Annotated in this window: 21 protein-coding genes, 3 tRNA genes and 2 pseudogenes; 8 read left to right on the top strand and 18 right to left on the bottom strand. The window is 73.4% G+C overall.

Annotated features, from left to right (window positions below; genetic code table 11):
* Positions 1 to 111: 111 nt before the first annotated feature.
* The 3 genes and pseudogenes from ACGFI1_RS04760 to ACGFI1_RS04770 form a co-directional block, all read right to left on the bottom strand.
* A pseudogene (locus ACGFI1_RS04760) lies at positions 112 to 1,749 on the bottom strand (helicase-related protein); the annotation flags it as partial.
* Positions 1,750 to 2,802: 1,053 nt separating this feature from the next.
* Positions 2,803 to 3,324: pseudogene (locus ACGFI1_RS04765) on the bottom strand (OB-fold nucleic acid binding domain-containing protein); the annotation flags it as partial.
* A gap of 33 nt (positions 3,325 to 3,357) precedes the next feature.
* Entirely contained in the window at positions 3,358 to 4,944 is a 1,587-nt protein-coding gene (locus ACGFI1_RS04770; protein ID WP_392782922.1) for a DAK2 domain-containing protein, read from the bottom strand.
* 172 nt (positions 4,945 to 5,116) lie between these two features.
* Between ACGFI1_RS04770 and rpmB the strand changes: the two genes are divergently transcribed.
* Positions 5,117 to 5,311: a 50S ribosomal protein L28 gene (gene rpmB, locus ACGFI1_RS04775; protein ID WP_067632165.1), complete on the top strand. Its 195-nt coding sequence runs from the start codon at positions 5,117 to 5,119 to the stop codon at positions 5,309 to 5,311.
* A 126-nt stretch (positions 5,312 to 5,437) separates the two neighbouring features.
* Here rpmB and thiD read toward each other — a convergent pair whose 3' ends face one another.
* From thiD to ACGFI1_RS04790, 3 genes are all read right to left on the bottom strand, one after another.
* On the bottom strand, positions 5,438 to 6,250 hold the full coding sequence (gene thiD / locus ACGFI1_RS04780; RefSeq protein ID WP_138639286.1) for a bifunctional hydroxymethylpyrimidine kinase/phosphomethylpyrimidine kinase: 813 nt from the start codon (positions 6,248 to 6,250) through the stop codon (positions 5,438 to 5,440).
* 32 nt (positions 6,251 to 6,282) lie between these two features.
* Complete coding sequence (locus ACGFI1_RS04785; RefSeq protein WP_392782927.1) at positions 6,283 to 7,137, bottom strand: cellulose binding domain-containing protein; 855 nt, start codon at positions 7,135 to 7,137, stop codon at positions 6,283 to 6,285.
* A 101-nt stretch (positions 7,138 to 7,238) separates the two neighbouring features.
* Positions 7,239 to 8,153, bottom strand: a complete 915-nt coding sequence (locus ACGFI1_RS04790) for a thiamine-phosphate kinase (RefSeq protein WP_392782930.1) — start codon at positions 8,151 to 8,153, stop codon at positions 7,239 to 7,241.
* Between the two features lie 134 nt (positions 8,154 to 8,287).
* Here ACGFI1_RS04790 and ACGFI1_RS04795 point away from each other — a divergent pair, with 134 nt between their 5' ends.
* Both ACGFI1_RS04795 and ACGFI1_RS04800 read left to right on the top strand, forming a co-directional pair.
* Complete coding sequence (locus tag ACGFI1_RS04795) at positions 8,288 to 8,521, top strand: Lrp/AsnC family transcriptional regulator (RefSeq protein WP_138639289.1); 234 nt, start codon at positions 8,288 to 8,290, stop codon at positions 8,519 to 8,521.
* Positions 8,522 to 9,001, top strand: a complete 480-nt coding sequence (locus tag ACGFI1_RS04800; protein ID WP_364552544.1) for a DUF3515 domain-containing protein — start codon at positions 8,522 to 8,524, stop codon at positions 8,999 to 9,001.
* Between the two features lie 34 nt (positions 9,002 to 9,035).
* Here ACGFI1_RS04800 and ACGFI1_RS04805 read toward each other — a convergent pair whose 3' ends face one another.
* The 10 genes from ACGFI1_RS04805 to ACGFI1_RS04850 form a co-directional block, all read right to left on the bottom strand.
* Positions 9,036 to 9,587 (bottom strand): nuclear transport factor 2 family protein, encoded by a 552-nt coding sequence (locus ACGFI1_RS04805; RefSeq protein WP_138639290.1) that lies wholly within the window; start codon positions 9,585 to 9,587, stop codon positions 9,036 to 9,038.
* On the bottom strand, positions 9,587 to 9,781 hold the full coding sequence (locus ACGFI1_RS04810; RefSeq protein WP_138639291.1) for a ferredoxin: 195 nt from the start codon (positions 9,779 to 9,781) through the stop codon (positions 9,587 to 9,589). The genes ACGFI1_RS04805 and ACGFI1_RS04810 overlap by 1 nt, the downstream gene beginning before the upstream one ends.
* The gene (locus ACGFI1_RS04815) at positions 9,778 to 11,118 is read right to left on the bottom strand and encodes a cytochrome P450 (protein ID WP_392782933.1); all 1,341 of its coding nucleotides are present in this window, start codon (positions 11,116 to 11,118) and stop codon (positions 9,778 to 9,780) included. The genes ACGFI1_RS04810 and ACGFI1_RS04815 overlap by 4 nt, the downstream gene beginning before the upstream one ends.
* Positions 11,115 to 11,894 carry an SDR family oxidoreductase gene (locus tag ACGFI1_RS04820; RefSeq protein ID WP_392782936.1) on the bottom strand — a complete coding sequence of 260 codons (780 nt, stop codon included), beginning with the start codon at positions 11,892 to 11,894 and terminating at the stop codon, positions 11,115 to 11,117. The genes ACGFI1_RS04815 and ACGFI1_RS04820 overlap by 4 nt, the downstream gene beginning before the upstream one ends.
* Positions 11,894 to 13,090: a cytochrome P450 gene (locus tag ACGFI1_RS04825; RefSeq protein ID WP_205719477.1), complete on the bottom strand. Its 1,197-nt coding sequence runs from the start codon at positions 13,088 to 13,090 to the stop codon at positions 11,894 to 11,896. Before ACGFI1_RS04825 ends, ACGFI1_RS04820 begins: the two co-directional genes overlap by 1 nt.
* 10 nt (positions 13,091 to 13,100) lie before the next feature.
* Complete coding sequence (locus ACGFI1_RS04830) at positions 13,101 to 13,688, bottom strand: TetR/AcrR family transcriptional regulator (RefSeq protein ID WP_240808260.1); 588 nt, start codon at positions 13,686 to 13,688, stop codon at positions 13,101 to 13,103.
* Between the two features lie 85 nt (positions 13,689 to 13,773).
* A tRNA-Tyr gene (locus tag ACGFI1_RS04835) sits at positions 13,774 to 13,857 on the bottom strand.
* Positions 13,858 to 13,869: 12 nt separating this feature from the next.
* A tRNA-Leu gene (locus ACGFI1_RS04840) sits at positions 13,870 to 13,960 on the bottom strand.
* Position 13,961: 1 nt separating this feature from the next.
* Positions 13,962 to 14,035, bottom strand: a tRNA-Leu gene (locus tag ACGFI1_RS04845).
* A gap of 211 nt (positions 14,036 to 14,246) precedes the next feature.
* Positions 14,247 to 15,674 (bottom strand): protein kinase domain-containing protein, encoded by a 1,428-nt coding sequence (locus tag ACGFI1_RS04850; protein WP_392782939.1) that lies wholly within the window; start codon positions 15,672 to 15,674, stop codon positions 14,247 to 14,249.
* A 163-nt stretch (positions 15,675 to 15,837) separates the two neighbouring features.
* Between ACGFI1_RS04850 and ACGFI1_RS04855 the strand changes: the two genes are divergently transcribed.
* The 5 genes from ACGFI1_RS04855 to ACGFI1_RS04875 all read left to right on the top strand — a co-directional run bounded on the left by ACGFI1_RS04855 (position 15,838) and on the right by ACGFI1_RS04875 (position 21,116).
* Positions 15,838 to 17,277, top strand: coding sequence for an aldehyde dehydrogenase (locus ACGFI1_RS04855; RefSeq protein WP_392782942.1), 1,440 nt, complete (start codon positions 15,838 to 15,840; stop codon positions 17,275 to 17,277).
* Entirely contained in the window at positions 17,274 to 18,008 is a 735-nt protein-coding gene (locus tag ACGFI1_RS04860) for an SDR family oxidoreductase (RefSeq protein ID WP_301176886.1), read from the top strand. The genes ACGFI1_RS04855 and ACGFI1_RS04860 overlap by 4 nt, the downstream gene beginning before the upstream one ends.
* Before the next feature lie 50 nt (positions 18,009 to 18,058).
* Positions 18,059 to 18,901: an NAD(P)-dependent oxidoreductase gene (locus ACGFI1_RS04865; RefSeq protein ID WP_138636386.1), complete on the top strand. Its 843-nt coding sequence runs from the start codon at positions 18,059 to 18,061 to the stop codon at positions 18,899 to 18,901.
* Complete coding sequence (locus ACGFI1_RS04870) at positions 18,894 to 19,271, top strand: carboxymuconolactone decarboxylase family protein (RefSeq protein ID WP_138636385.1); 378 nt, start codon at positions 18,894 to 18,896, stop codon at positions 19,269 to 19,271. The genes ACGFI1_RS04865 and ACGFI1_RS04870 overlap by 8 nt, the downstream gene beginning before the upstream one ends.
* 66 nt (positions 19,272 to 19,337) lie before the next feature.
* Complete coding sequence (locus ACGFI1_RS04875; protein ID WP_392782946.1) at positions 19,338 to 21,116, top strand: beta-propeller domain-containing protein; 1,779 nt, start codon at positions 19,338 to 19,340, stop codon at positions 21,114 to 21,116.
* A 9-nt stretch (positions 21,117 to 21,125) separates the two neighbouring features.
* On the opposite strand, the gene ACGFI1_RS04880 is transcribed toward ACGFI1_RS04875, so the two are convergent.
* Both ACGFI1_RS04880 and ACGFI1_RS04885 read right to left on the bottom strand, forming a co-directional pair.
* Positions 21,126 to 22,247 carry a D-alanine--D-alanine ligase family protein gene (locus ACGFI1_RS04880; protein ID WP_392782949.1) on the bottom strand — a complete coding sequence of 374 codons (1,122 nt, stop codon included), beginning with the start codon at positions 22,245 to 22,247 and terminating at the stop codon, positions 21,126 to 21,128.
* A gap of 77 nt (positions 22,248 to 22,324) precedes the next feature.
* Positions 22,325 to 23,314, bottom strand: a complete 990-nt coding sequence (locus ACGFI1_RS04885) for an NAD(P)H-dependent glycerol-3-phosphate dehydrogenase (protein ID WP_138636392.1) — start codon at positions 23,312 to 23,314, stop codon at positions 22,325 to 22,327.
* Positions 23,315 to 23,318 lie beyond the last annotated feature (4 nt).

The raw sequence follows: 23,318 nt of genomic DNA on the forward strand, positions 1-23,318 counted from the left end.
GGGACCCGTACCCTCGCGAGCTCCCGATGGCCCCTCACCATCCACTCACGTTAGAGCTCTGTGATCAACCGTGTGTCCGGAGTGAGCGGCGGCGAGGCCGGCGCGCGGCGGCTAGGTCTTCTCCAGGAAGTCGGCGCGGTCCTCGTCCAGGAGGGAGGACAGGACGGTGGCGAGGCCGGGATGATCGGCCAGATCGGGGTCGGCGCCGACGAGCGCCGTCGCCTCCTCGCGGGCGTCGCGGATCACGTCCTCGTCCCGCTGCAGGGTCAGCAGCCGCAGGCTGGACGCGCGGCCCGCCTGCGCGGCGCCCAGCACGTCGCCCTCGCGGCGCTGCTCCAGGTCGAGCCGCGACAGCTCGAACCCGTCGGTGGTGGACGCGACGGCGTCGAGCCGCTCGCGGGCCTTGCTGCCCGGCTCCGCCTCGGTGACCAGCAGGCACAGGCCGTGCAGCGACCCGCGCCCGACTCGGCCGCGCAGCTGGTGGAGCTGGGAGACGCCGAACCGGTCGGCGTCCATGATGACCATGACGGTGGCGTTGGGGACGTCCACGCCGACCTCGATGACGGTGGTGGCGAGCAGGACGTCGAGCTCCCGCTCGGTGAAGCGGCGCATCACCGCGTCCTTCTCGTCGGGGTGCAGCTTGCCGTGCAGGACGCCGATGCGCAGCCCGGCAAGCAGCTCCTCCAGCTTCGGGAGCACCTCCATGATGCCGAGCGGCGACCTGCGCTCCCCCTCCTCGGCGGCGACGGCGTCGCCCTCGTCGCCCTCCTGCTCGCCGATGCGCGGGCAGACGATGTAGACCTGCCGGCCCTTCTCCGCCTCCTCCTTGATGCGCTCCCAGATGCGCGCGAAGAACGCGGGCTTCTCCGGCGGCACCACATGGGTCTGGATCTCCGACCGCCCGGCCGGGAGCTGCCCGAGGACCGAGGTCTCCAGGTCGCCGAACACGGTCATCGCGACCGTGCGCGGGATCGGCGTCGCCGTCATCACCAGGACGTGCGGGCGCCCGCCGTCGACCTTCTCCCGCAGCGCGTCGCGCTGCTCGACGCCGAAGCGGTGCTGCTCGTCGACGACGACGAGGCCGAGATCGGCGAACTGGACGCTCTCCTGCAGCAGCGCGTGGGTGCCGACGACGATCCCGGCGGCGCCGGACGCGGCGTCCAGCAGCGCCTCCTTGCGCGCCTTCGCGCCCAGCGACCCGGTCAGCAGCGCCACGCGGGTGGCGTGCTCGGCCCCGCCGAGCTGCCCCGCCTGCGCGAGGTCGCCGAGCATCCCGGTGATCGAGCGGTAATGCTGCTGCGCGAGGACCTCGGTGGGCGCGAGCAGCGCGGCCTGCCCGCCACCGTCCACGACCTGCAACATCGCCCGCAGCGCGACGATCGTGTTGTGAGTGGGAGTCCACCCGTCCGTCACATAGAGACGCTCAGGATGGGCTATGGAAATACATTGAACCTTTTTTCGCCCCACATACTCGATCGCGCGGATTCCTTTGCGCCGACGTTCGTACTTCGTACGCGGCCGGAACCTGTCGGCCTTGCGCGTCAGCCTGAAAGGCGGATAGTCGTTCGGCAGCGCAACGCTGGTCATCCAGTAATGACCGCCGGCCTTCTGGATCCGTCGGCACCGCGCGTACCCGCCGAGGGAACGAGTCAGCCAGGCAGTGGCTTCGGCCATTCGCCTGGACGCTGAGACCAGACTGACGTCTCTGCCCTCGGCCCTCAGCGTCCCGTCCGTGTCGAGCAGGCCCTGCAGCAACGCATGGCGTTGCTTGGCAGGAGCATTCAGATAGGCGGGCGGTACGAACTTGTCGTGAGCGCCCTTGCCGTAGACGCCGAGTTCTCGGAGGGCCGCGATCAGTGGATTCCCGGCACCGCGCCGCTCTCCCAGAATCAACCAGTCGAGCGGGCGATCCTTCTTGCGGCGCAGCCTGCACCCGTCCGGAACGAGTTCGGCGACCGCATCGACGATCTCCTGGTCCCGGGTCGAGATCTCAACCCGCCCGTACTTCATGCATCCGTCCCCGAGCAGCAGGCCCAAGAGATACGGGTCGACCGGCCGCTCCACCGGTGAGTCCAACTCGGGCGCTTCGATGAGTGGCAGGTACCACTTGCTGGTCCCGGACTTGCGGAGGAGATCGTGGCGCAGCTCGCGAGTGGTCAGAACCTTGAGGGCACTCCCCCGGTACCAGCCCGTGTCGGTCTTGACCGCCCAGAGATGCTCGTCATCGCACTCGACACACGTACCGTCGGAGAAGACGAGCCTGTACACATCACGCTCGCCTTGGGGATAGACCCCCGTCACCACCGTGACCTCGCCTCCCGGCGTGGTCACCTGGTCTCCCACTGCCAGGTCCCCCATCTGCCGGAAGCCGTCGGGTGTCAACACCTCGGAGTCCAATGGCTGTGCCTTGCCGGCTCCGACGTCGCCTTGGAGGAGGCGGTGCATCGGGTGCTCCTTGGCCAGGTCGGCGGCGATCTCGTCGCCGACCTTGCGCTGGCCCTTGGTGAGCTCGAACGGCAGGCGCGCGTCGAACTCCGCCTGGACGCCGCCGAACGCCGGCGGGCGCGGCTTGGCGGGCAGCGCGGCGGCGGCGAGCCGGCGCTGGGCGAGCGCGACCTGGACGACGAACGCCTCGTCCCATTTCAGGCGCTTCTTGGCGCGGCCCAGCTCCTCCCAGCTCTTGGGGCGGTGGATGCCCTCGTACGCCTCCCGCAGCCCGATCAGGCCGCGCCGCTGGAGCAGGGCGTCCGGCATCGGGTCGGCGGGCAGGTCCAGGTGGGTCAGGACGGTCTCGACGGACGTGCCGATCGTCTCGATGGGCAGCGCCTTCGTGGACGGGTAGATCGGGATGATCTCGTCCGCCCACTCCTGCGCGGCCTGCTCGGCGCTCCGCTCGTGGACGACCTTGTATTGCGGGTGGGCGAGCTGCCGGACGACGTTCCCGCTGCGCGGCCGGTAGGTGCTGATCTTCCCGGCGAACAGCCCGCGGGTGCCGGGCGACAGGTCCTTCTCGGCCCGGTAGGAGCCCTTGCGGCCGAAGAAGCTGAGCTTGAGCTGCCCGGTCCCGTCGGTGACGGTGATCTCCAGGACGTAGCCGGGGCTGCGGGTCAGGGTGCGGCCCTGCACCTTGACGACCTCCGCCATGACCGTGACGTGCTCGCCGTCCTCCAGCCCGCTGAGCTGGGTCAGCTCGCCCCGGTGCGCGTAGCGGCGCGGGTAGTGGTGCAGCAGGTCGCCGACCGTGTGCAGGTCGAGGCCCTTCTCCAGCGCCTTGGCCGTCTTGTCGCCGAGGACCTTGCGCAACGGCTCGTCGAGATTCGCCACGCACTCTTTTCTAGCCCATGGGCACGACGGGAATCATTCAACGCCGATGAGGAGGGGGTGGCGTTCCTGCCCGCCCGCGTAGACGCCGACCTCCACATCGGGATGCTCCCGGCGCAAGTGCTCCCCGAGCGCGTCGGCCAGGCCGTCCGGAGCCTGCGCGCCGACGATCAGCGTGACGAGTTCGCCGCCGCCGGACAGCATCCGGTCGAGGACGCCCCGCGCCACGGCGCCGACGTCCGCGCCGATCGTCGCGACATCGCCCTCGATCAGGCCGAGGACGTCGCCCGGCCGGCACAGCCCGACGCTGGTCACCGCCTCCTCGTCGGCGACCTCCAGCCGGCCCGAGCGGGTCGCGCCGGCGGCGCGGGTCATCTCGATCACGTCCTCGCCGAAGCGGCGCAGCGGATCGTGCACCGCCAGCGCCGCCAGCCCCTGGACGGACGCCTTGGTCGGCACCACCGCGATCCGCGCGCCGCCGTCCCGCGCCCGCTCCGCCGCGGCCTCGGCGAGCGCGAGGACCTCGGGCTCGTTCGGCAGCACGGCCACCTCGTCGCCCGCCGCCAGGATCGCCTCCGCCAGCACCGCGAGCGGCGGGACCGCGCCCGGCTCGCGGCGGACGACCCGCGCACCGCCCTCCTCGAACAGCGCGGCGAGCCCGCCCGCGGCGGTCACGGCGATCACCGCGCGGCCGGTGTGCGGGGCGTGCGGCTCCTCCGGGCCCGCGTGCAGGCAGCTGACGCGGATGCGGTGCGGGCGCCCGGCCGCCATGCCCGCCTCGATCGCGGCGCCTGCGTCGTCCACGTGGACGTGGACGTTCCACAGCCCGTCGCCGCCGACCACGACGAGCGAGTCCCCGAGGCCGTCGAGCCGTCCGCGCAGGTCGTGGACGGCGCCGTCCGGCGCGTCGAGCAGGTACATCACCTCGTAGCCGGGGCCCTGCGGCTCCGGGCGCTCGGGCGGCGGCGCCGTCGCGGCGGCGCGCGCGGGCACCTCGTACCGCTCGGGGTACTCCTCGGTGACCACGGCGGCCAGGGCGTCGAGGACCACGCAGAGCCCGGCCGCGCCCGCGTCGACCACGCCGCTGCGGGCCAGCACGTCCAGCTGGCCGGTGGTGCGGCGCAGCGCCCGCCGGGCCCCGTCCGCGACGCACCGGCACGCCGCCGGGAGCCCGGCCCCGCCGGCAGCCCCCGCCTCGGCGGCCTCGGCGAGGACGCTGAGGATCGTCCCCTCCACCGGATGCTCGACGGCGCCCCGGGCCAGCTCGGAGGCGTGCCCGAGCGCCCCGGCGAACGCCGCGCCGTCCGGCGGCGCCGCCAGCGGGCCGAGGACATCGGCGAGCCCCCGGAACACCTGGCTGAGGATCACGCCGGAGTTGCCCCGAGCGCCGAGCAGCGCGCCGCGCGCGAGCGCCCGCCACGTCTCGGCGGGGCCCGCGGCGGCCGGCAGCTCGTCCAGCGCCTCCGCCGCCGCGATCACGGTCAGGTGCAGGTTGGTGCCGGTGTCGCCGTCCGGGACGGGGAACACGTTGAGCGCGTCGATCTCGCCCCTGGTGCGGCCGAGCGCGTCCGCCGCCAGCCGGCACCACCGGCGCACCGCCGGGCCGTCGAGGACCTCGCCCAAAGACCGCTCCCCTCCCCGCCCGCGATTCGCCTACCGACGGGCTGTCGGCTAATCTGATCCGTGCGCCTCGTCCGAGGCGCTCGTCAGTGAGCACCCATGATGCCCGGCCCGCCCCGCCGGCGGCACCGGGGCGGCGCTCCGGTCAGAGCATCGATACCACTTGGAGTTTCCCGTGGCTTCCGTCTGCGACGTCTGCGGCAAGGGACCCGGTTTCGGCATGCGCGTCTCCCACTCGCACCGCCGCACCCCGCGCCGCTGGAACCCCAACATCCAGCGCGTGCGCGCCGTCGTGAACGGCAGCACCAAGCGCATCAACGCCTGCACGTCCTGCATCAAGGCCGGCAAGATCGTCAAGCCGACGGTCTGACCCGCCCCGGCGGCGCCACAACCGCACAGGACTCCGAGTCGGCCCATCGAACCCGATGGGCCGACTTTCGCATGTCTGGACACAAAAGCCACCCCAGCCGAGCCCGCGCGCGGCCGGGTGTGGTGGTCAGGGGCGGTGGCGCCAGGCGTGGTCTACCGGGCCGATGCCGCTGCCCAGGGGGAAGCCCGCGGCGATCGCGCCCGTCACGTACTGCTTGGCCTTCGCGACCGCCGTGGGGACGTCATCGCCCAGGGCCAGGTTGGACGCGATCGCGGACGCGAGCGTGCAGCCGGTGCCGTGGGTGTGGCGGTTGTCGTGCCTCGGCGCGGTGAAGCGGTGCTCGTGCTCGCCGTCGAACAGCAGGTCGGCGGGCTCGCCGGGGAGGTGGCCGCCCTTGATCAGCACCCAGCGCGGGCCGAGGGCCTTGACCGCCTCGGCGGCCTCGCGCAGACCGGACTCGTCCACCACCTTGACGCCGGTGAGCTGCTCGACCTCGTACAGGTTCGGCGTGACGACGGTCGCGACCGGGAGCAGGGCGGTGCGGACGGCGTCGACCGCGTCGGGCGCGAGCAGCGAGTCGCCGTGCTTGGAGACGCCGACCGGGTCGACGACGGCGGGCGCGTCGGTGGCGGCGATGGCCTCGGCGGCGATCTCGACCAGTGCCGTGGAGGCCAGCATGCCGGTCTTGATCGCGTGCACGCCGATGTCGGACAGGACGGAGTCGAGCTGCGCGCGCACCGCCTCGGGCGGGAGCTCCCAGTAGCCCTGGACACCGAGGGAGTTCTGCGCGGTGACGGCGGCGATGACGCTCATCCCGTGGACGCCGTGGGCGAGCATGGTCTTCAGGTCCGCCTGGATGCCGGCGCCGCCGCCGGAGTCCGAGCCCGCGATGGTGAGCGCGAGGGGCGGGGTCTTCGACGCGGACGAAGTATGCGACATGCCGTCCACCTTATGGTGGTTTCGGCGTTTGCTCAGATCAGGGCGCAGGGGAGCTTGTTCAGCACGCAGGTGGTCGGCTTGGAGGCGGTGCCCTGCGCGGTGAACACGATGCGGACGGTGTCGCCGGGAGCGATCGCGCTGCGGCCCCGGACGAAGGCGAGGGACCCGGTCCGCACGACGGTGGCGCCGCTGATCGCGGTGACCGACGCGTCGGGGATCTTGAAGGCGAGGGCCCACTTCGGGACGGGCGCCCGACCCTTGTTGGCGATGGTGGCGGTGGCCTTGAAGCCGCCGGGCCGCTTCGAGGCGACCTTGAAGGAGATGACCAGGCCGTCGGCGCGGGCGTTGCCGCGGCCGGCGCGCTCCCCCGGCCCGCGCTGGGAGACCTGGCTGTCGCGGGGGTTGCTCTGCGTGTCGCGGGGGGCGCCGCCGCCGCCCGCGAAGTTGAGCGATATCTGCTGCGTGCTCAGCGCGTAGGAGACCGATCCGACCGCGACGACGAGCGCGACGATCGGCAGCAGCGGGAGCGGGAGTTTCGCGATGAACTTCGTGAGGCCGCGCCCGCCGTCGGGTTCGGGGGCGGCGCCCGCCTGCGGCCGGTCGAGCGGCCCGTCGAGGGGGGCTTCGGGAGCGTAGGCGGGGTCGGGAGCGCCGGGATGGTCGCCGGGGTAGTCCCCGGGCAGCGGGTCGAAGCGGTACCCCTCCGGGGCGGGCGGAGGCCCCGACCTCGGCCGTTCGTACGACGACACGAAGACGCGGTCGTCGGTGGGCCCGGAGAACGCCTGGTAGGACGGGTCGACCGGAGCCGCGTAGTACGGCTCCTGGGATGCCGAGGCGCCCGGTACGGGTTCATCGTCCGGTCGCTCGTGCCTCGTGTGTCGTCCCATCCCATCCCTCTTCGATCACAGGATGTATACCAAACCAGCCCCAAACCTGCCTACCGGATGCGTCAACGCACACGGCTGTACGCGGTGCGTGCACGCGCCGTTCAGACGGCGAAATGGTCCCATGCGCCGGGCGGCGGTTCGCGGCCGTCCACGCGCACTCCCGAACCCGCCGCCACGGTCCCGATCCGCGACCAGGACGCCGGGACGGCGCCGGGGAACGTCGCGGCGAACGCGTGGTCCTCGCCGCCGGTGAGCGCGTGCCTCAGCCCGTCGGGGCCGAGGATCTCCGGGACGGGGACGGCCGCGGAGTCGATCTCGATGCGCACGCCGCCGGCGTCGGCGATGTGGCCGAGGTCCTGGACGAGCCCGTCCGACACGTCCAGCAGGGCGGTGGCGCCGTGGGCGCGGGCCTCGTCCCCGGCCTCGTAGGGCGGTTCGGGGCGCCGGTGGGCCGCGATCAGCTCGGCGGGCCCGTCGCGCCCTTCGATGAGCAGTGCCAGGCCGGCGGAGGCGTAGCCGAGCCTGCCGCGGACGGCGACGGCGTCGCCGGGGCGGGCGCCGGACCGGGTGAGCGGCGCGGCGCCCCCGAGATCGCCGAGCGCGGTGATCGCGAGGGTGATCCGCGGCGCGGACACGACGTCGCCGCCCGCGACCGAGGCCCCGGCGGCGCGGCACTCGTCGGCGAGCCCGTCGTACAGCGCCTCCGCCCAGTCCGCGGGGGTCTCGGGCGGGGCCGCGAAGCCGACCAGGAGGGCGGTCGGCCGGGCGCCCATCGCGACGACGTCGGCGAGGTTCTGCGCGGCGGCCTTGCGCCCGATGTCGTACGGACCGGACCAGTCGAGGCGGAAGTGCCGCCCCTGCACGAGCAGGTCGGTGGTGGCGACGACGCGCCCGTCCGGCGCGGCGACCACGGCCGCGTCGTCGCCGGGGCCGAGCCGGACCGCCGGGCCCTGCGGCAGCCGCCGCGTCAGCCGGTCGATCAATCCGAACTCGCCCAGCTCGCCGATCGTGCCCATCCGCGTCCGTTCCCCCGTGTTCCGCCTGCTCGCGCCGCCCCGCCGGGGCACCCGGCACCCCGGAACCCCGCGACGGCGCGTAACACGATACGGTGAACCGTCCGACGGCAGATTCTCCGCTTGGGGAGGACGTGATGGTGCAGGCCTACATCCTCATCCAGACCGAAGTCGGTAAGGCCGCCGAGGTGGCGAGCCACATCTCCGGCGTGACGGGCGTCACCCTGGCGGAGGACGTCACGGGGCCCTATGACGTGATCGTCCGCGCGGAGGCGCGCAACGTCGACGAGCTGGGCAGGCTCGTGGTGGCGCAGATCCAGGCGATCGAGGGCATCACCCGCACGCTCACCTGCCCGATCGTGCACATCTAGATGGTCTTTCCGGGGGGAGCGGGGCGGCGGCGCCTCGCGGCGGTGCTGCTCGCCGGGCCGATGGTGCTGGCCGCGGCCTGCGGCGACGGTGCCGTGCAGGTGCCCGTGCCGAGCCCGGACGCGGCCGTCGCGCGGCTGTGCGAGGGGCTGCGGCTGCCCGCGAAGGTGCGCGGGCAGGAGCGCCGAGACACCTCCCCCGACTCGCCGCTCACCGCCGCGTGGGGGTCGCCCGCGATCGCGCTGCGCTGCGGCGTGCCCCGGCCCGCGGCGCTGCAGCCCGCGTCCGAGCTGGTGACGATCAACGGGGTCGACTGGTTCGGGGTGCCCGCCGACCGACCGGTCACCTTCACCGCGGTCGGCCGGCAGGCGTACGTCGAGGTGACGGTGCCGCCGAAGTACAACCCGGCCGGGGACGTGCTGATCGAGCTCGGGCCGTCGATCAAGGCGACGATCCCGCCGAAGCCGGAGGGCCAGATCTGACCCGCCGGCCGCGGTCACCCGGCCGGGCCCGCGGTCACCAGATCGGGACGGGGCTCTCGCCGCGCCGGTAGTAGCCGGGGATCGGCTCGCCGGCCGCGGCCCGGTCGAGGCGCCGCTTCATCCCGTCCGACAGCACCCCCGCCTTCATCATCTCGACGAACACCGAGGTGACGTTGCCGAGGTCGAACCAGTCGCGCTGCCACGACCACCGCCGGTTCCCGGCATAGCGGAACCAGGACCCGCCGATGCCGAGCACCTCGTAGGGCGTCCCGTCCGGGCGGGCGGCGTCGGCGACCTGCTTCCAGAACCCGACGACCTCGCCCTTCACCTCGTCGACGAGGATGCTCTGGTACGGGTACGTCCAGCCGTCGAGGCCGCCCATCTCCGAGCCGAGCGCGAGGTCGCGGATCTCGTCCCGGCCGACGGCCATGAAGTCCTGGTCGGGGCCGATGTTCCAGCCGTAGGTGGCGTCCTCGGTGTAGAGGTCGGCCAGCGGACGCCAGTCGCCGGCCTCCTCGCAGCGGCGGTTCTCGGCCAGCCAGTGCTCGACCATCGCGTCGAGCTCTTCACGGGGGAACGAGGGCATCACGTCTCCAGCAGTCTGAGGGCCTGGGTGGGGCAGTAGCGGACGGCGGCGGCGACCTCGGGGCGCAGGTCGTCGGGGGGTTCGGCGTCGAGGACCCGCACCTTGCCCTTGTGCGGGACCTCGAAGACGTCGGGGGCCTCCAGTTCGCACATGGCGTGGCCCTGGCACAGGTCCAGGTCGGCCTCGACCCTCACCGCCGCCTCCTGCGGTAGCGGACGGCGCACGGCTGGGCGAGCTGGACGACCATCTTGGAGTGGTCGTTGCGGTAGGTCTCCGGCGGCTGCGCGGCCTCGAACTCCCAGTCCCGCAGCAGCACCGAGAAGATGGCCTTGAGCTGCATCATCGCGAAGTTCGCGCCGACGCAGCGGTGCCGGCCGGCGCCGAACGGCACCCACGTCCAGCGGTTGAGGAGGTCCTCCTCGCGGGGCGCGATGTAGCGGTCGGGGACGAACGCGTCCGGGTCGGGGAAGTCGCTCTCGATCCGGTTGGAGACGGCGAGGCTGCAGCCGACCATGGTCCCGGCGGGGATGCGGTGGCCGAGCACCTCCTGGTCGGACTGCGCGACCCGCAGCAGCAGGATCAGCGGCGGGTGCAGCCGCAGCGCCTCCTTGATCGCCGACTCCAGCCGGGGGATGGCGCGCAGCGCCTGGAAGGACACCTCGCGGCCGTCGGCGTACAGCTCGTCCAGTTCCTCGACGACGCCGCCGAGCACCTCGGGGTGGCGGAGCAGCTCGATGAGCGTCCAGGCGGCGGTGCCGGACGTGGTGTGGTGCCCGGCGAACATCATCGAGATGAACATGCCGGTGACCTGGTCGGCGTCGAACTTCAGCGTCCCGTCCGGGTCCTTGATGGACATCAGGACGTCGAGGAGGTCGCGGTCCTCCTTCGGCGGGCGCGGGTCCCGGCCGTCCATGATCCCCTGGACGAGCTCGACGAGCGCGGCCCGCGCGGCGTCCCGCTTGCGGAAGCTCTCGATGTCGGCGTGCGGGTCGACGTAGGCGATGGCGTCGGTGCCGCGTTCGAGGTCGTGGTACAGGTCGGCGAACCGGCGGTCGAGCTGCTCGCGGAACTTGCGCCCGATCAGGCACGCCGACGAGGTGTAGATCGTCAGCTCGGCGAAGAAGTCGAGCAGGTCGATCTCGCCCGCGTCGCCCCAGCCGGCGATCATCCGGTCGACCTCGGCGGAGATCGTCGCGGCGTGGCCCTTCATGAACGAGCCCTTGAGCGCCTGGTTGTGCAGGGCCTCGCGGCGCTGCTCGGGGGTGGCGTCGAACACCACGCCCTCGCCGAAGATCGGCGTCATGAACGGGTACGCCTCGGCCTGGTCGAGTTCCTCGTCGGGGGCGCGGAAGAAGAACTCGTTGGCCTCGGCGCCCGACAGCAGCACGACCCGCCGCCCGGCGAGCACGAACTCGCCGACGTCGCCGCACTCCTCCCGGACCCGGCGCATCAGCCCGATCGGGTCCGAGCGCAGCTCCTCCAGATGGTCGGGCCCGCCCGACACGGTGCGCGGCTCCACCAACGCTGTCATGACTCCTCCAGGGGGGCTTCGGGCTGAACTTCGACGAGCCGGAGATGGGCGCCGCGGGGGGTCGCGACGATCGCGGCGACGGCGGCGGCGACGTCGGAGGGGCGCAGGAAGTACGGGTGGCGGGCGTGGCCCCACTTCACCCAGTCCTCCAGGACGGCGCCGGTGGTGTCGGCGTCCCAGGTCATGCCCATGCCGGTCGCGGTGGGGCCGGGCCGGACGATGGACGCGCGGACGCCCGTCCCCTCCAGTTCCATCTGCATCGTGCGGGCCATGCCCTCGACGCCGTTCTTGGCGGCGACGTAGGCGCCCGTCCAGGAGCGCGGGGCGGGGACGGTGTCGGACGAGATGAACACGATGTCGCCGCGCCGCCGTCCCACCATCCGCGGGACGAAGTGCGACACGAGCCGGTGCGCGCCGACGAGGTGGACCTCGATCTGCGCGGCGAACGCGTCGGAGCCGATCTCGTGGAGGCGCCCGGCGGCCAGGTCGCCGGCGCCGGACACGACGACCTCGATCGGGCCGAGGGCGTCGCCGGCGGCGGCCGCGAACGCCTTGACGGAGTCGGCGTCGGCGACGTGCAGCGGGTGCGCGAACGCCTCTCCCCCGCCGGCCCGGATCGTCGCGGCCAGTTCCTCGCACTTGTCGAGGCGCCGCGCGCCGAGCGCGACCGGGTGCCCGGCCATCGCCAGCGCGGTCGCCGTCGCCGCGCCGATCCCGGACGACGCGCCGGCCACGACGGCGGGCCGCCGCTCGGGATGGGGGTCGAACCTGGGCATCACCGCACCTCCACGCGGACGGGCAGGGACGCGAAGCCGCGCACGTTCACCGAGTGGACCCGCTCGGCGTTCGCGTGGTCGACCTCGTAGGACCGGACGCGCCGGACGAACTCCGTCAGCGCGATCCGCGCCTCCAGCCGGGCCAGGTTGGCGCCGAGGCAGAAGTGCCGGCCGCCGCCGAAGCTGACGAGCTGGGAGGTGTCGCGGTCGAGGTCGTAGGCGTCGGCGTCGGCGAACACGCGCGGGTCGCGGTTGGCGGACCCGACGAGCAGCAGCATCCGGTCGCCCGCGGGGACCCGCCGGCCGTGCAGTTCGACGTCCTTCACGACCTTCCGGGCCAGCATCTGGCTGGAGGTGTCGTAGCGGAGCGTCTCCTCCACCCAGTCGTCGACCCGCGCCGGGTCGCCGAGGGGCTTCGCCGCCTGGCCGGGGTTGCGCGCCCCCCAGTACAGGGCGTTGGCGAGCAGCTTGGTCGTGGTCTCGTTGCCGGCGACGACCATCAGGAACAGGAACGCGATGACCTCGGTGTCGTCCAGCCGGTCGCCGTCGAGCTCGGCCTCCAGCAGCGCCGAGGTCAGGTCGGCGGCGGGCGTGCGGCGCCGTTCGGCGACCATGTCCTGGTAGTAGCCGACGAGGGTGAGCGCGGCGTCCATCCCGGCGGGCGGGACGTCGTTGAGGCCCTCCTCGCGGTGCACGACCGTGTCGGCGAGGCGGCGGACCTCGACCCGGTCGGCCTCGGGGACGCCCATCATCTCGGAGATGACGTCCATGGGCAGCAGCCCGGCGAAGTCGGAGACGAAGTCGAACTCGCCCTTCTCCAGGGCGGGCTCCAGATGGCGGAGGGTCAGCGCGCGGATGCCGTCCTGCATCTCCTTGACCCGCCGGGGCGTGAAGCCCTTGGACACCAGCGCGCGCATCCGCGTGTGGCGGGGCGGGTCGAGCGCCAGGAACGACATCGTCCGGTGCGCGTGCGGGCCCCAGGCGCTCGGCTCCACCGAGACGCCGTGGGAGTTGGAGAACGTGCCGTGGTCGCGGAACGCCGCCGCGACGTCGGCGTGCCGGGACAGCGCCCAGAAGCCGATCTCGTCGTTGCGGTAGAGGGGCGCCTCCTCGCGGAGGCGCGCGTAGAGCGGGTAGGGGTCCTCGTGGACGGCGTAGTCGAACGGGCTGTAGGAGACCTGCGCAGCAGGGTCCACGGCCGTCACCTCACTCGGGGGGTTCGGGCAGGATGAGCTCTGCCATCTCGGCGAGCCGGTCGGCCATGCGGGCGTAGGACGTGTAGCCCATGCCCGCGTGCACGAGCGCGCCGGTGTAGGCCAGCTCCAGCGCGCCGAGGATCTTGGGGTCGTCGTGGTCGCGGAGCGCGGCCCGCAGCCGCTCGCGGATCGCGACGCCGATCCGCACCCGCAGTTCCCGGACGTCGGGGTCGGTGCCGAGCAGCGCGGTGGTGCACGCCGCCGCCAGCTCCGGCTCGTCCGACACCAGCAGGGCGATCTCGCGCAGCACCTCCACCACGCGTTCGAGCAGCGTGCCGTCGGCCTCCACCGGCGGCAGCGCGCTGAGCCGCCGCCAGAACACCTCGGTGATGAGATGGTTCTTGGAGGCGAAGTAGGTGTAGGCGGTCGCGGGGGCGACCCCGGCGCGCCTGGCCACGTTGCGGACGGTCAGTCCCTCGTAGCCGGTCTCGCCGACCTCCTCCACGGCGGCGTCGGTCAGCCGCCGCACCGTGTCGGCCTGCCGCTCGGTGAGGCGGCGGCGGGTGGGCTCGGTCGTCAGCTCCTGGTTTCCGGACACGTGTCCAGACATTAGTTCAGCGATGCGGGATGCGCAACGGCGGCACGCGGCCGGGCCGGTGGGAGGACGGCAGGTGGTGTCGAGGTGGGGCGGGTGGGATTCGAACCCACTCAGCGCGAGGCACCTGGGTTACAGCCAGGACCGACTCTCCGAGCGTCGGCGCCGCCCCTTGACGTTGTCGTACCTCCGGAGGGATTCAGTGCCAGCCCTGGCCGACCAGATCCAGCACACGGCACCTCATGCCGCTGTCTCTGCCGTTGGACTACGGAGGCGTGCGGCTCCCGGGAGTCGAACCCGGAACGTCCACTTCCTGAGAGTGGCCCCTCTGCCGGTTGGGGTAGAGCCGCGTGGTCGCGAGGCTGGCGTCACTCGCGGCGGCTCGGCCGGGGTTCCTCAGAAGGCGGGATACCGGCCGGGGCGGGCGTGCGACGCCGAGGGCAGTCGAAGCCGATACTGCTCCAGAGCCATGGCCGGTCCTCCTCTCAGCCGTCGTGTGCGGGCCGACGACGTCCACGGTGCCATCGGCGGCGGGACGGCCGCAACGGGTTTTCCCGGCGGTCAGGTCTCGTCGGGCAGGGACCAGCCGAAGGCGACCAGCGCCCAGAACGCGACCATGATCCAGCCGAGCGCGATCCCGGTCACCGCGAGGCCGAGCCCGCGCTCGCCGGAGCGCCGCACCCGCACCCACGCCAGGTGCCCGGCGATGATCGCGGGGATGGACGGCAGCCCGCACGTGATCAGCCCGACCGCGCCCATCGACACCGCGTAGATCGCGAGGCTGTTCATCGGCGGCTTGCCCGGCGGAGCCGCGTACGGGTGCGGAGGCGGCGTCTGGTGACCGTGATGACCGGTGTGCTGCTGCCCGTACACGGCCGAGCGGGCGGCGATCGCGTCGGCGTAGCGCGTCCAGGACTCCGCCTCGGCCGTGCGCCCCTGGCCGTTCAGCAGCACCGCGAGGCTGCGCATCGCGGACGGGTCGCCGGCCTGCGCCGCGTGCCGGTACTGCTGCTCGACCAGCGCCTCCGCCTCCCCCGCGGCGAGCGGCGGCGCAGGCGGCGGGACGATCGAGGACGTGTGCGCACCGGCCGCCTGCGGGTGCTGCGGCGGCTGGGTGGGCCGAGACGGCGGCTGGCTGGACTGAGACGGCGCCCGGGTGGGCTGCTGGACGGGCGCGCGGGCGTCCTGCCGGACGCCGCTGGAAATCAGGCCGTCCAGCAGCGCCTGCGCGGACGGCCGCCGCGCCGGGTCCTTGGCGAGCGCCGCCCGGACCGCGCCGAGCAGCATGCCGTCCAGCCCGCTCAGGTCGGGCTCGCCGCTGACGATCTGGTGGATGACCGCCGGGATCGAGGTGCCGCCGAAGCACGTCCCGCCGCGCGCCGCGAACGCCACGGTCGCACCCCACGCCCACACATCCGACGCGGGGCCCGCGCCGCGGCCGTCGAGCTGCTCGGGCGACATGAACGCGGGCGTGCCCACGATGCCGCCGGTCGCGGTGAGGCGCGTGCCGTCCACGGACCGGGCGATGCCGAAGTCGATGACGCGCGGACCGAACGTGGACAGCAGCACGTTGGCGGGCTTCAGGTCGCGGTGCACGACGCCCGCGTCGTGGATGGCGGTGAGCGCGGTCGCGATGCCGACCGCGACGGCCTCCAGGTCGGCGCCGCGCAGCGGGCCGTCCTTCGCCACGGCGGCGTCGAGGCTCGGGCCGTTGACGAACTCGGTGACCAAGTAGGGCGGATCCGCGGCCGGGTCGGCGTCCAGGACCGGCGCCGTGCAGAAGGGGCGGACGCGCTGCGCCGCCGCGACCTCCGCCTGGAACCGCGCGCGGTACTGCCGGTCGGCGGCGAACTCCCGCCGGATCACCTTGAGGGCGACCTTGCGCCCGGACGCGTCCAGGCCCGCGTACACCGTGCCCATGCCGCCCTCCCCGAGGCGGTCCACGACCCGGTAGGGGCCGATGCGCTCCGGCAGGTCGGCGTGCGGCACGGACGTTCTCCTCGGGACGGCGGTCAACCCTCCAAGACTGGCATATCCGGACACCTCGCGCGGCCCGTCCGGCCGTCCCGCCCGGCGCCGCCCGGCGCCGGGCCCTTGCGCTCTGGGCGGGGCTGAACTGTAGTCTGGACAAGTGTCCAGAACTACCGATCGCTTGCTTCTGCTGGACGGGCGGCTCGTCCCCGGGACGGGCGGCGCCTTCGAGACGATCAACCCCGCGACCGAGGAGGTGCTCGGCACCGCCGCCGACGCCGCCCCCGCCGACATGGACCGCGCGATCGGCGCCGCCCGCCGCGCGTTCGACGAGACCGGCTGGGCGACCGACCACGCGTTCCGGGCGCGCTGCCTGCGCCAGCTCCGGGACGGCCTGCGGCGGCGCGCCGACGAGCTGCGCGACCTGACGATCCGGGAGGTCGGCGCGCCCCGCTTCCTGACGTTCGGGGCCCAGCTCGACGCGCCCGTCGACGACCTGGGCTGGTTCGCCGACCTGGTCGAGTCCTACGCGTGGGAGCGCGACCTCGGCCGGGCCGAGCCGATGGGGATGGCCAGCCACCGGCGGGTGCGCCGAGAGGCGGCGGGCGTCGTCGGCGCCGTCACCCCGTGGAACTTCCCCCACCAGATCAACCTGGCCAAGCTGGGCCCCGCGCTCGCGGCGGGGAACACGGTGGTGCTGAAGCCCGCGCCCGACACCCCGTGGTGCGCGGCGGTGCTCGGCGAGGTCATCGCGGAGGAGACCGACATCCCGGCGGGCGTCGTCAACGTGGTGACGTCGTCCGACCACGGGCTCGGCGCCCAGCTGACCCGGGACCCGCGCGTCGACCTGGTGTCGTTCACCGGCTCCACCGCGACGGGACGGGAGGTCATGGCGAGCGCGGCCGGCACCCTCAAGCGGGTCTTCCTGGAGCTCGGCGGCAAGTCGGCGTTCATCGTGCTGGACGACGCCGACCTGCGGGCGGCGTGCTCGTACGCGGCGTTCTCCGGGGTCGCGCACGCCGGGCAGGGCTGCGCGATCACCACCCGGATCCTCGTCCCGCGCGAGCGCTACGCGGAGGCCGCCGAGATCACGGCGGGGACGCTGGCCAAGCTCGGCGTCGGCGATCCCCAGGACGACCGGACGATCTGCGGCCCGGTGATCTCCGCGAGGCAGCGCGAGCGGATCGAGGGCTATCTGGAGCTCGCGGTCGAGGAGGGCGGCTCGTTCGCGTGCGGCGGCGGGCGCCCGGAGGGCCGCGACAAGGGCTTCTGGATCGAGCCGACGCTGATCACCGGCCTCACGAACGAGGCCCGCGCGGCGCGGGAGGAGATCTTCGGCCCGGTGCTGGTCCTGCTGCCGCACGACGGCGACGACGACGCGGTGCGGATCGCGAACGACTCGCCCTACGGGCTGTCGGGCGCGGTGCACGGCGGTGACGTGGAGCGGGCGCGCGCGGTCGCGCGGCGGCTGCGCACCGGGACGGTCAGCGTGAACGGCGGCGTCTGGTACGGCGCGGACGTGCCGTTCGGCGGCTACAAGCAGTCGGGCATCGGCCGCGAGATGGGCGTGGCCGGGTTCGAGGAGTACCTGGAGACCAAGGCGATCGCGGAGGGCTTGTGAGGTTCGAGGGAAAGGTCGCGGTCGTCACCGGGGCCGCGCAGGGCATCGGCGAGGCGTACGCGCGGGCGCTGGCGGCGGAGGGCGCGCAGGTCGTCGTCGCCGACGTGGACGAGCGCGGGCAGGGCGTGGCCGACGACGTCAAGGGGCTGTTCGTCCGGACGGACGTGTCCGACCCCGCGTCGGTGGAGGCCATGGCGGCGGCCGCGAAGGAGCGGTTCGGCGGGATCGACCACCTCGTCAACAACGCCGCCATCTTCGGGACGATGAAGCTGGACTTCCTCTTCACCGTCGACTGGGACTACTACAAGAAGTTCATGTCCGTGAACATGGACGGTGCGCTGCTGTGCGCGCGCGCCTGCTACCCCCACATGCAGGAGCGCGGCGGCGGCTCCATCGTGAACCAGTCGTCCACGGCGGCGTGGCAGTACTCCGGCTTCTACGGGCTGGCGAAGGTCGGCGTCAACGGGCTGACGCAGCAGCTCGCGCACGAGCTGGGCGGCATGAACATCCGCGTCAACGCGATCGCCCCCGGCCCGATCGACACCGAGGCCAACCGGACGGTCGTGCCCGGCAACATGTCGCAGAAGATCGTCCAGGACAAGATGGCGCTCAAGCGGATGGGCGCCCCCGAGGACCTCGTCGGCGCGTGCCTGTTCCTGCTGTCCGACGACGCCGCCTGGATCACCGGCCAGATCATCAACGTGGACGGCGGCGAGGTGTTCAGGGCATGAGCGACGCGAACCGGGGGGCGCGGGGGGTCGTCCCCCCCCACGGAGCACGCATGACGGTCGCGTTCATCGGGCTCGGCCAGATGGGCGCCCCCATGGCCGGGCATCTGACGGGCGCGGGCCTGGTCGTCCACGACGCGCGCCCGGAGGCGGTGGCGCCGCTGGTGAAGGCGGGCGCGCGGGCGGCCAAGAGCGTCGCCGAGGCCGCCGCACACGCCGACCTGGTGTCGGTCATGGTGCGGGACGACGCGCAGGTGCGCGAGGTGGGCGCGGAGGTGCTCGCCTCGGCCCGCCCGGGCACGGTGCTGGCGATCCACTCGACGATCCGGGCGGCGACGGCCGAGGACCTCGCGGCGCGGGCCCGGCGCTACTCGATCGAGGTCGTGGACGCGCCGGTCAGCGGCGGCTTCATGGGGGCGAGCGCGGGCACCCTCGCGGTGATGGTCGGCGGGACGGACGAGGCGTTCGAGCGCTGCCGGGAGCCGTTCGGCGCGTGGGCGGACCTCGTCCTGCACATGGGGCCGGTGGGCGCGGGCACCCGCGCGAAGCTGGCCCGCAACATGCTGCACTTCATCTCGTTCACCGCCGCCGCCGAGGCGCAGCGGCTCGCGGAGGCGTCCGGGGTGTCGCTGCGCAAGCTCGGGCGGGTCGTCCGGCACACCGACGCGATCACCGGCGGCGCCGGCTCGATCATGCTGCGCCCGACGACCGCGCCGCTGGAGCCGGGCGACGACCTGTACGACATCCTGTGCCACACCCGGGACCTCGGCGAGAAGGACCTGTCCCTCGCCCTGGAACTGGCGGACGAGCTCGGGGTGGACGTCCCGCTCGCCCGGATCGCCCGCGACCGGTTCGGCCCCGGGCTGGGCTTGCCGAAGGGAGATAGCCATGGATGAGCGGCGCGAGCGCGGGCTGGAGATGATGCGGCAGGTCTACGGCTGGGAGGTCGGGGACGGGCCGGGCGACTTCTTCGGCATCACCGTCGACCACCTGTTCGGCGACATCTGGACGCGTCCCGGGCTGAGCATGCGGGACCGGCGGCTGCTGCTCGTCGGCGCCCTCGCGGGGCAGGGGCTGAACGACGTCCTGGACATCCAGATCCCGGCGGCGCTCGGCAACGGCGAGCTGTCGCCGGACGAGCTCCGGGAGATCGGCATCTTCCTGACCCACTACATCGGCTGGCCGCTCGGCTCGCGGTTGAGCGTCCAGATCGACACCCTCATCGCGAAGCACGAGAAGCAGCAGCGGAAGAAAAAGGACGAATAACGGAAACCGGGCGGCCGGTACGGGCGTCCAACGTCCATGCGGGGTCGAATCTCGGCAACGGCCGCAGTGACGCTCCTGGCGGCCGGCTGCTCCGGTACGCCCCCGTCCGGGCCGCGCCCCGACCCGGCGCCGGCGGTGCGGCTCGTCGCCTACGCCGGGTGCGACGCGCTGCTCGACGACCTGCGCCGCGCCACCGTCGACCGGGTCGGCCCGGACGGGCTGAGCGACGCGCCGATGCTGCCGGCGGACGGGACCTGGGCGCTGAGCAAGGGCGGCCGGCTGCCCGCCGAGGCCGCCGGGCCGCAGGAGCACTCGGCGACGAACGCCCACGAGCCGGGCGCGGACGAGCCCGACCGCGTCAAGACCGACGGCCGCCGGATCGTGGCGGTCGCCGCCGGCCGCCTCCGGGTCATCGACCCCGCCACCCGCAAGATCGCCCACACGCTGGACCTGCCGGGCTCCGGCCGGTTCGACCGCGCCGAACTGCTGCTCGGCGGCGACCGCGCGCTCGTGCTGACGAACCGCACACCGTCCTACGCCGGCGACGCGCCGCCGCCCGGGTACCCCGGCCGCGCCATGCGCCTCACGCTGGTCGACCTCGCCGGCCCGCCGAAGATCATCGGGACGATGGACTCCGACGTCCAGTACCTGGACGCGCGGCAGAGCGGCTCGACGGTGCGCGTCGTGGTGCGGTCGGAGCCGCGGATCGCCTTCCCCGGCGGGACGGGCCGGGAGGACGCGATCGAGGAGAACCGGGTGGAGGTCTGGAAGGCCCCGCTCGACGCCTGGCTCCCGGCGTTCACCCTCGGCGACGGCAGGGCGTACCGCGCGCCCTGCGACCAGGTCAGCCGCCCGTCCTCGTACAAGGGCTCGTCGATGCTGACCGTGCTCACCCTGGATCTGGACAAGGGGCTCGGTGACCCGCAGCCCATCGCGGTCACCGCGGACGGCTCCACCGTCTACGGCAACGGTAAGAGCCTGTACGTCACGGGCATGCCGCCGGAGCTGTTCAGGTGGTCGACCAAGAAGCGCCCCGAGCCGCACACCGACATCTACAAGTTCGACCTGGGCGGGAGCGGGCGCCCGCGCTACGCCGCGTCAGGGTCCGTCAAGGGGTTCCTGCTCAACCAGTACGCGATGTCCGAGCACGGCGGGAACCTCCGGCTCACCACGACCACCGACCGGGACGGCGCCAAGTCGCAGAGCTCGGTGCACGTCCTCGCCCAGCACGGCGCCCGCCTCGACCAGGTCGGACGGCTCGACGGGCTCGGCAAGGGCGAGCGGATCCACGCCGTCCGTTTCCTCGGCACCACCGCCTACGTCGTGACGTTCCGGCGGACCGACCCGCTGTACGCGGTGGACCTCACCGACCCGCGCCGCCCCCGCCGCACCGGCGAACTCAAGATCACCGGCTATTCGGCGTACCTGCACCCGGCGGGCGGCGGCAGGCTGCTCGGCGTCGGCCAGGCCGCCGAGACGTCCGGCCGCACGACCGGCCTCCAGGTGTCGCTCTTCGACGTGTCCGGCGCGCCGCGCAGGATCGCCGCCTACACGCTGCCCGGCGCGACGTCCCAGGTCGAGTTCGACCCACACGCGTTCCTGTACTGGCCGAAGTCCGGACTGACCGTCGTCCCGGCGTCGCGCGGCGACGGCATGGCGGACGCGGAGGCGCTCGTCCTCACGGTGACCGGCTCGTCCATCACCCGGGCGGGCCGCATCCGGCAGCCGGGCGGCGTCGTCCGCTCCCTCGTCGTCGGCGACACCCTGTGGACGTTCTCCGACGACGGAGCCCGCGCGACCGGCACGGCCGCGCTCGACGAGGGCCTCTGGCTCCCCTACCGCTGACGCGCCCGGCTAGCGCAGGCCGGTCGAGCGCTTCAGCGCCGTCTGGATGAGCCGGTCGACCAGCGCCCGGTAGTCCAGCCCGGTCGCCGCCCACATCTGCGGGAACGCCGACGCCGGGGTGAAGCCCGGCATGGTGTTGATCTCGTTGAGGACCCACCGGCCGTCCGGCGTGTAGAAGAAGTCGACGCGGGCGAGGCCCTCGCAGTCGAGCGCCTCGAACGCCTGCACGGCGACGCGGCGGACCTCCTCGATCGCGGCGGGCGGCAGGTCCGGCGGGATCGCCATCGAGGTGGAGCCGTCGAGGTACTTGGTCTCGAAGTCGTAGAAGTCGTGCTCGCCCGCCATCAGCACCTCGGCGGGCAGGCTCGCCTCGGGCGGGCCGTCGTCCACGCCCTGCAGGACGCCGCACTCGACCTCGCGGCCCTCGATCCCGGCCTCCACAACCACCTTCGGGTCGTGCTCGCGGGCCGCCTCGACCGCCGCCTCCAGGTCGGCCTCGTCGGTGACGCGGGTGATGCCCATGCTCGACCCGGCGCGGGCCGGCTTGACGAACACCGCGGCGCCGTCCGCGAGGCCCAGCTCCTTGATCTCGTCGATCTTGCGCTTGCGCTCGCGCCGCCACTCCCGGTCGCCGACCAGCACGTACGGGCCGACGGGCAGGCCGCGCGCCTGCCAGACGAGCTTCATGTACCCCTTGTCCATGCCGACGGCGCTGGCCAGCACCCCGGCGCCGACGTAGCGGACGCCCGCCAGGTCGAGCAGGCCCTGGATCGTGCCGTCCTCACCGTAGGGGCCGTGCAGCAGCGGCAGCACGACGTCGACCTCGGCGAGCGTGTCGGGGACCTCGCCCGGCCGGACCACCATCAGCCCGCGGCTGTCGGGGTCGAACGGCAGCGCGAGGGCGCTGCCGGCGCCGGTCACCTCGGGCAGCCGGCCGCCCTCGATCGCGAGCGGCAGGTCGGCGGGCGGCAGCACCCAGCGGCCGTCGCGGGCGATGCCGATCGGCACCACCTCGTACCGGTCCCGGTCGATGGCGGCCATGACGGCGCCCGCGGTGACGCACGAGATCGCGTGCTCGGAGCTGCGTCCGCCGAAGACCACGGCCACGCGGATCTTAGAAACCTGGGACATGAGGTCCGACCCTACCGGTGATCAGTCCGGCTCGGCCACGAGCGGCCGGGCGCGGCGGGACGCGGGGCGGCGGCACGTCACACCCCGTACCGCTCGGGCTTCGGGGACCGCGAGATCAGCGAGACCGCCGCCTCCTTGATCGGCATGCCGTGGTGCAGCACGGCGGTGACCGCCTCGGTGATCGGCATCTCGACGTTGTGCTTGCGGGCCAGTTCCAGCACCGCCTCGGACGACTTCACGCCCTCCGCGGTCTGCTTGGTGACGGCGATGACCTCGTCGAGGGTCATGCCGCGGCCGAGGTTCTCGCCGAACGTCCGGTTCCGCGACAGCGGCGAGATGCACGTCCCGACGAGGTCGCCCATGCCGGCGAGCCCGGCGAAGGTGTGCTCGTCGGCGCCGAGCGCCGCGCCGAGCCGGGCGATCTCGGCGAGCCCGCGGGTGATCAGCAGCGCCTGGGTGCTGGCGCCGAAGCCGAGCCCGACCGACATGCCGACGCACAGCGCGACGATGTTCTTCACCGCGCCGCCGAGCTCGCAGCCGACCACGTCGGTGGAGGTGTAGACGCGGAAGTACGGGGTCATCGTCGCGGCCTGCAGGCGCCGCGCGACGGCCTCGTCCACGCAGGCGGCGACGGCCGCGCCCGGCTCCCCGCTCGCGATCTCGCGGGCCAGGTTGGGGCCGCAGAACACGCCGACCCGCTCCTGCGGGACGTCGGCGACCTCGCGGATCACCTCCGACATCCGCCGGGCGGTGCCCATCTCGACGCCCTTCATCAGGCTGACGAGCACCGCGTCCGGCGGCAGGTGCGGCACCCACGCGCCGAGGTTCTCGCGCAGCGTCTGCGCGGGCACGGCGAGCGCGACGAAGTCGGCGCCCTTCAGCGCCTCCGCCGGGTCGAGGGTGGCGCGGACGCCCGGCGGCAGCGTGACGCCGGGCAGGTAGTCGGGGTTCTCGTGCCGCTCGTTGACCGCCTCGACGACCTCGGGGCGGCGGCCCCACAGGACGACGTCGCCGCCCGCGTCGTGCAGCAGCTTGGTGAACGTCGTCCCCCAGGATCCGGCGCCCATCACC

Origin of the sequence: Actinomadura geliboluensis, from assembly GCF_043197915.1 — a bacterium.
GTDB classification, from domain to species: domain Bacteria; phylum Actinomycetota; class Actinomycetes; order Streptosporangiales; family Streptosporangiaceae; genus Spirillospora; species Spirillospora geliboluensis.

Bases quoted from the DNA above. Each gene is read 5' to 3' on its own strand.
- ACGFI1_RS04865 (WP_138636386.1), top strand. From the start codon at position 18,059: ATGACGGTCGCGTTCATCGGGCTCGGCCAGATGGGCGCCCCCATGGCC.
- ACGFI1_RS04870 (WP_138636385.1), top strand. From the start codon at position 18,894: ATGGATGAGCGGCGCGAGCGCGGGCTGGAGATGATGCGGCAGGTCTAC.
- ACGFI1_RS04880 (WP_392782949.1), bottom strand. From the start codon at position 22,247: ATGTCCCAGGTTTCTAAGATCCGCGTGGCCGTGGTCTTCGGCGGACGC.
- ACGFI1_RS04790 (WP_392782930.1), bottom strand. From the start codon at position 8,153: ATGGGCACGATCGGCGAGCTGGGCGAGTTCGGATTGATCGACCGGCTG.
- ACGFI1_RS04800 (WP_364552544.1), top strand. From the start codon at position 8,522: ATGGTCTTTCCGGGGGGAGCGGGGCGGCGGCGCCTCGCGGCGGTGCTG.
- thiD (WP_138639286.1), bottom strand. From the start codon at position 6,250: ATGTCGCATACTTCGTCCGCGTCGAAGACCCCGCCCCTCGCGCTCACC.
- ACGFI1_RS04805 (WP_138639290.1), bottom strand. From the start codon at position 9,587: ATGCCCTCGTTCCCCCGTGAAGAGCTCGACGCGATGGTCGAGCACTGG.
- ACGFI1_RS04885 (WP_138636392.1), bottom strand. From the start codon at position 23,314: ATGGGCGCCGGATCCTGGGGGACGACGTTCACCAAGCTGCTGCACGAC.
- ACGFI1_RS04795 (WP_138639289.1), top strand. From the start codon at position 8,288: ATGGTGCAGGCCTACATCCTCATCCAGACCGAAGTCGGTAAGGCCGCC.
- ACGFI1_RS04815 (WP_392782933.1), bottom strand. From the start codon at position 11,118: ATGACAGCGTTGGTGGAGCCGCGCACCGTGTCGGGCGGGCCCGACCAT.
- ACGFI1_RS04820 (WP_392782936.1), bottom strand. From the start codon at position 11,894: ATGCCCAGGTTCGACCCCCATCCCGAGCGGCGGCCCGCCGTCGTGGCC.
- ACGFI1_RS04785 (WP_392782927.1), bottom strand. From the start codon at position 7,137: ATGGGACGACACACGAGGCACGAGCGACCGGACGATGAACCCGTACCG.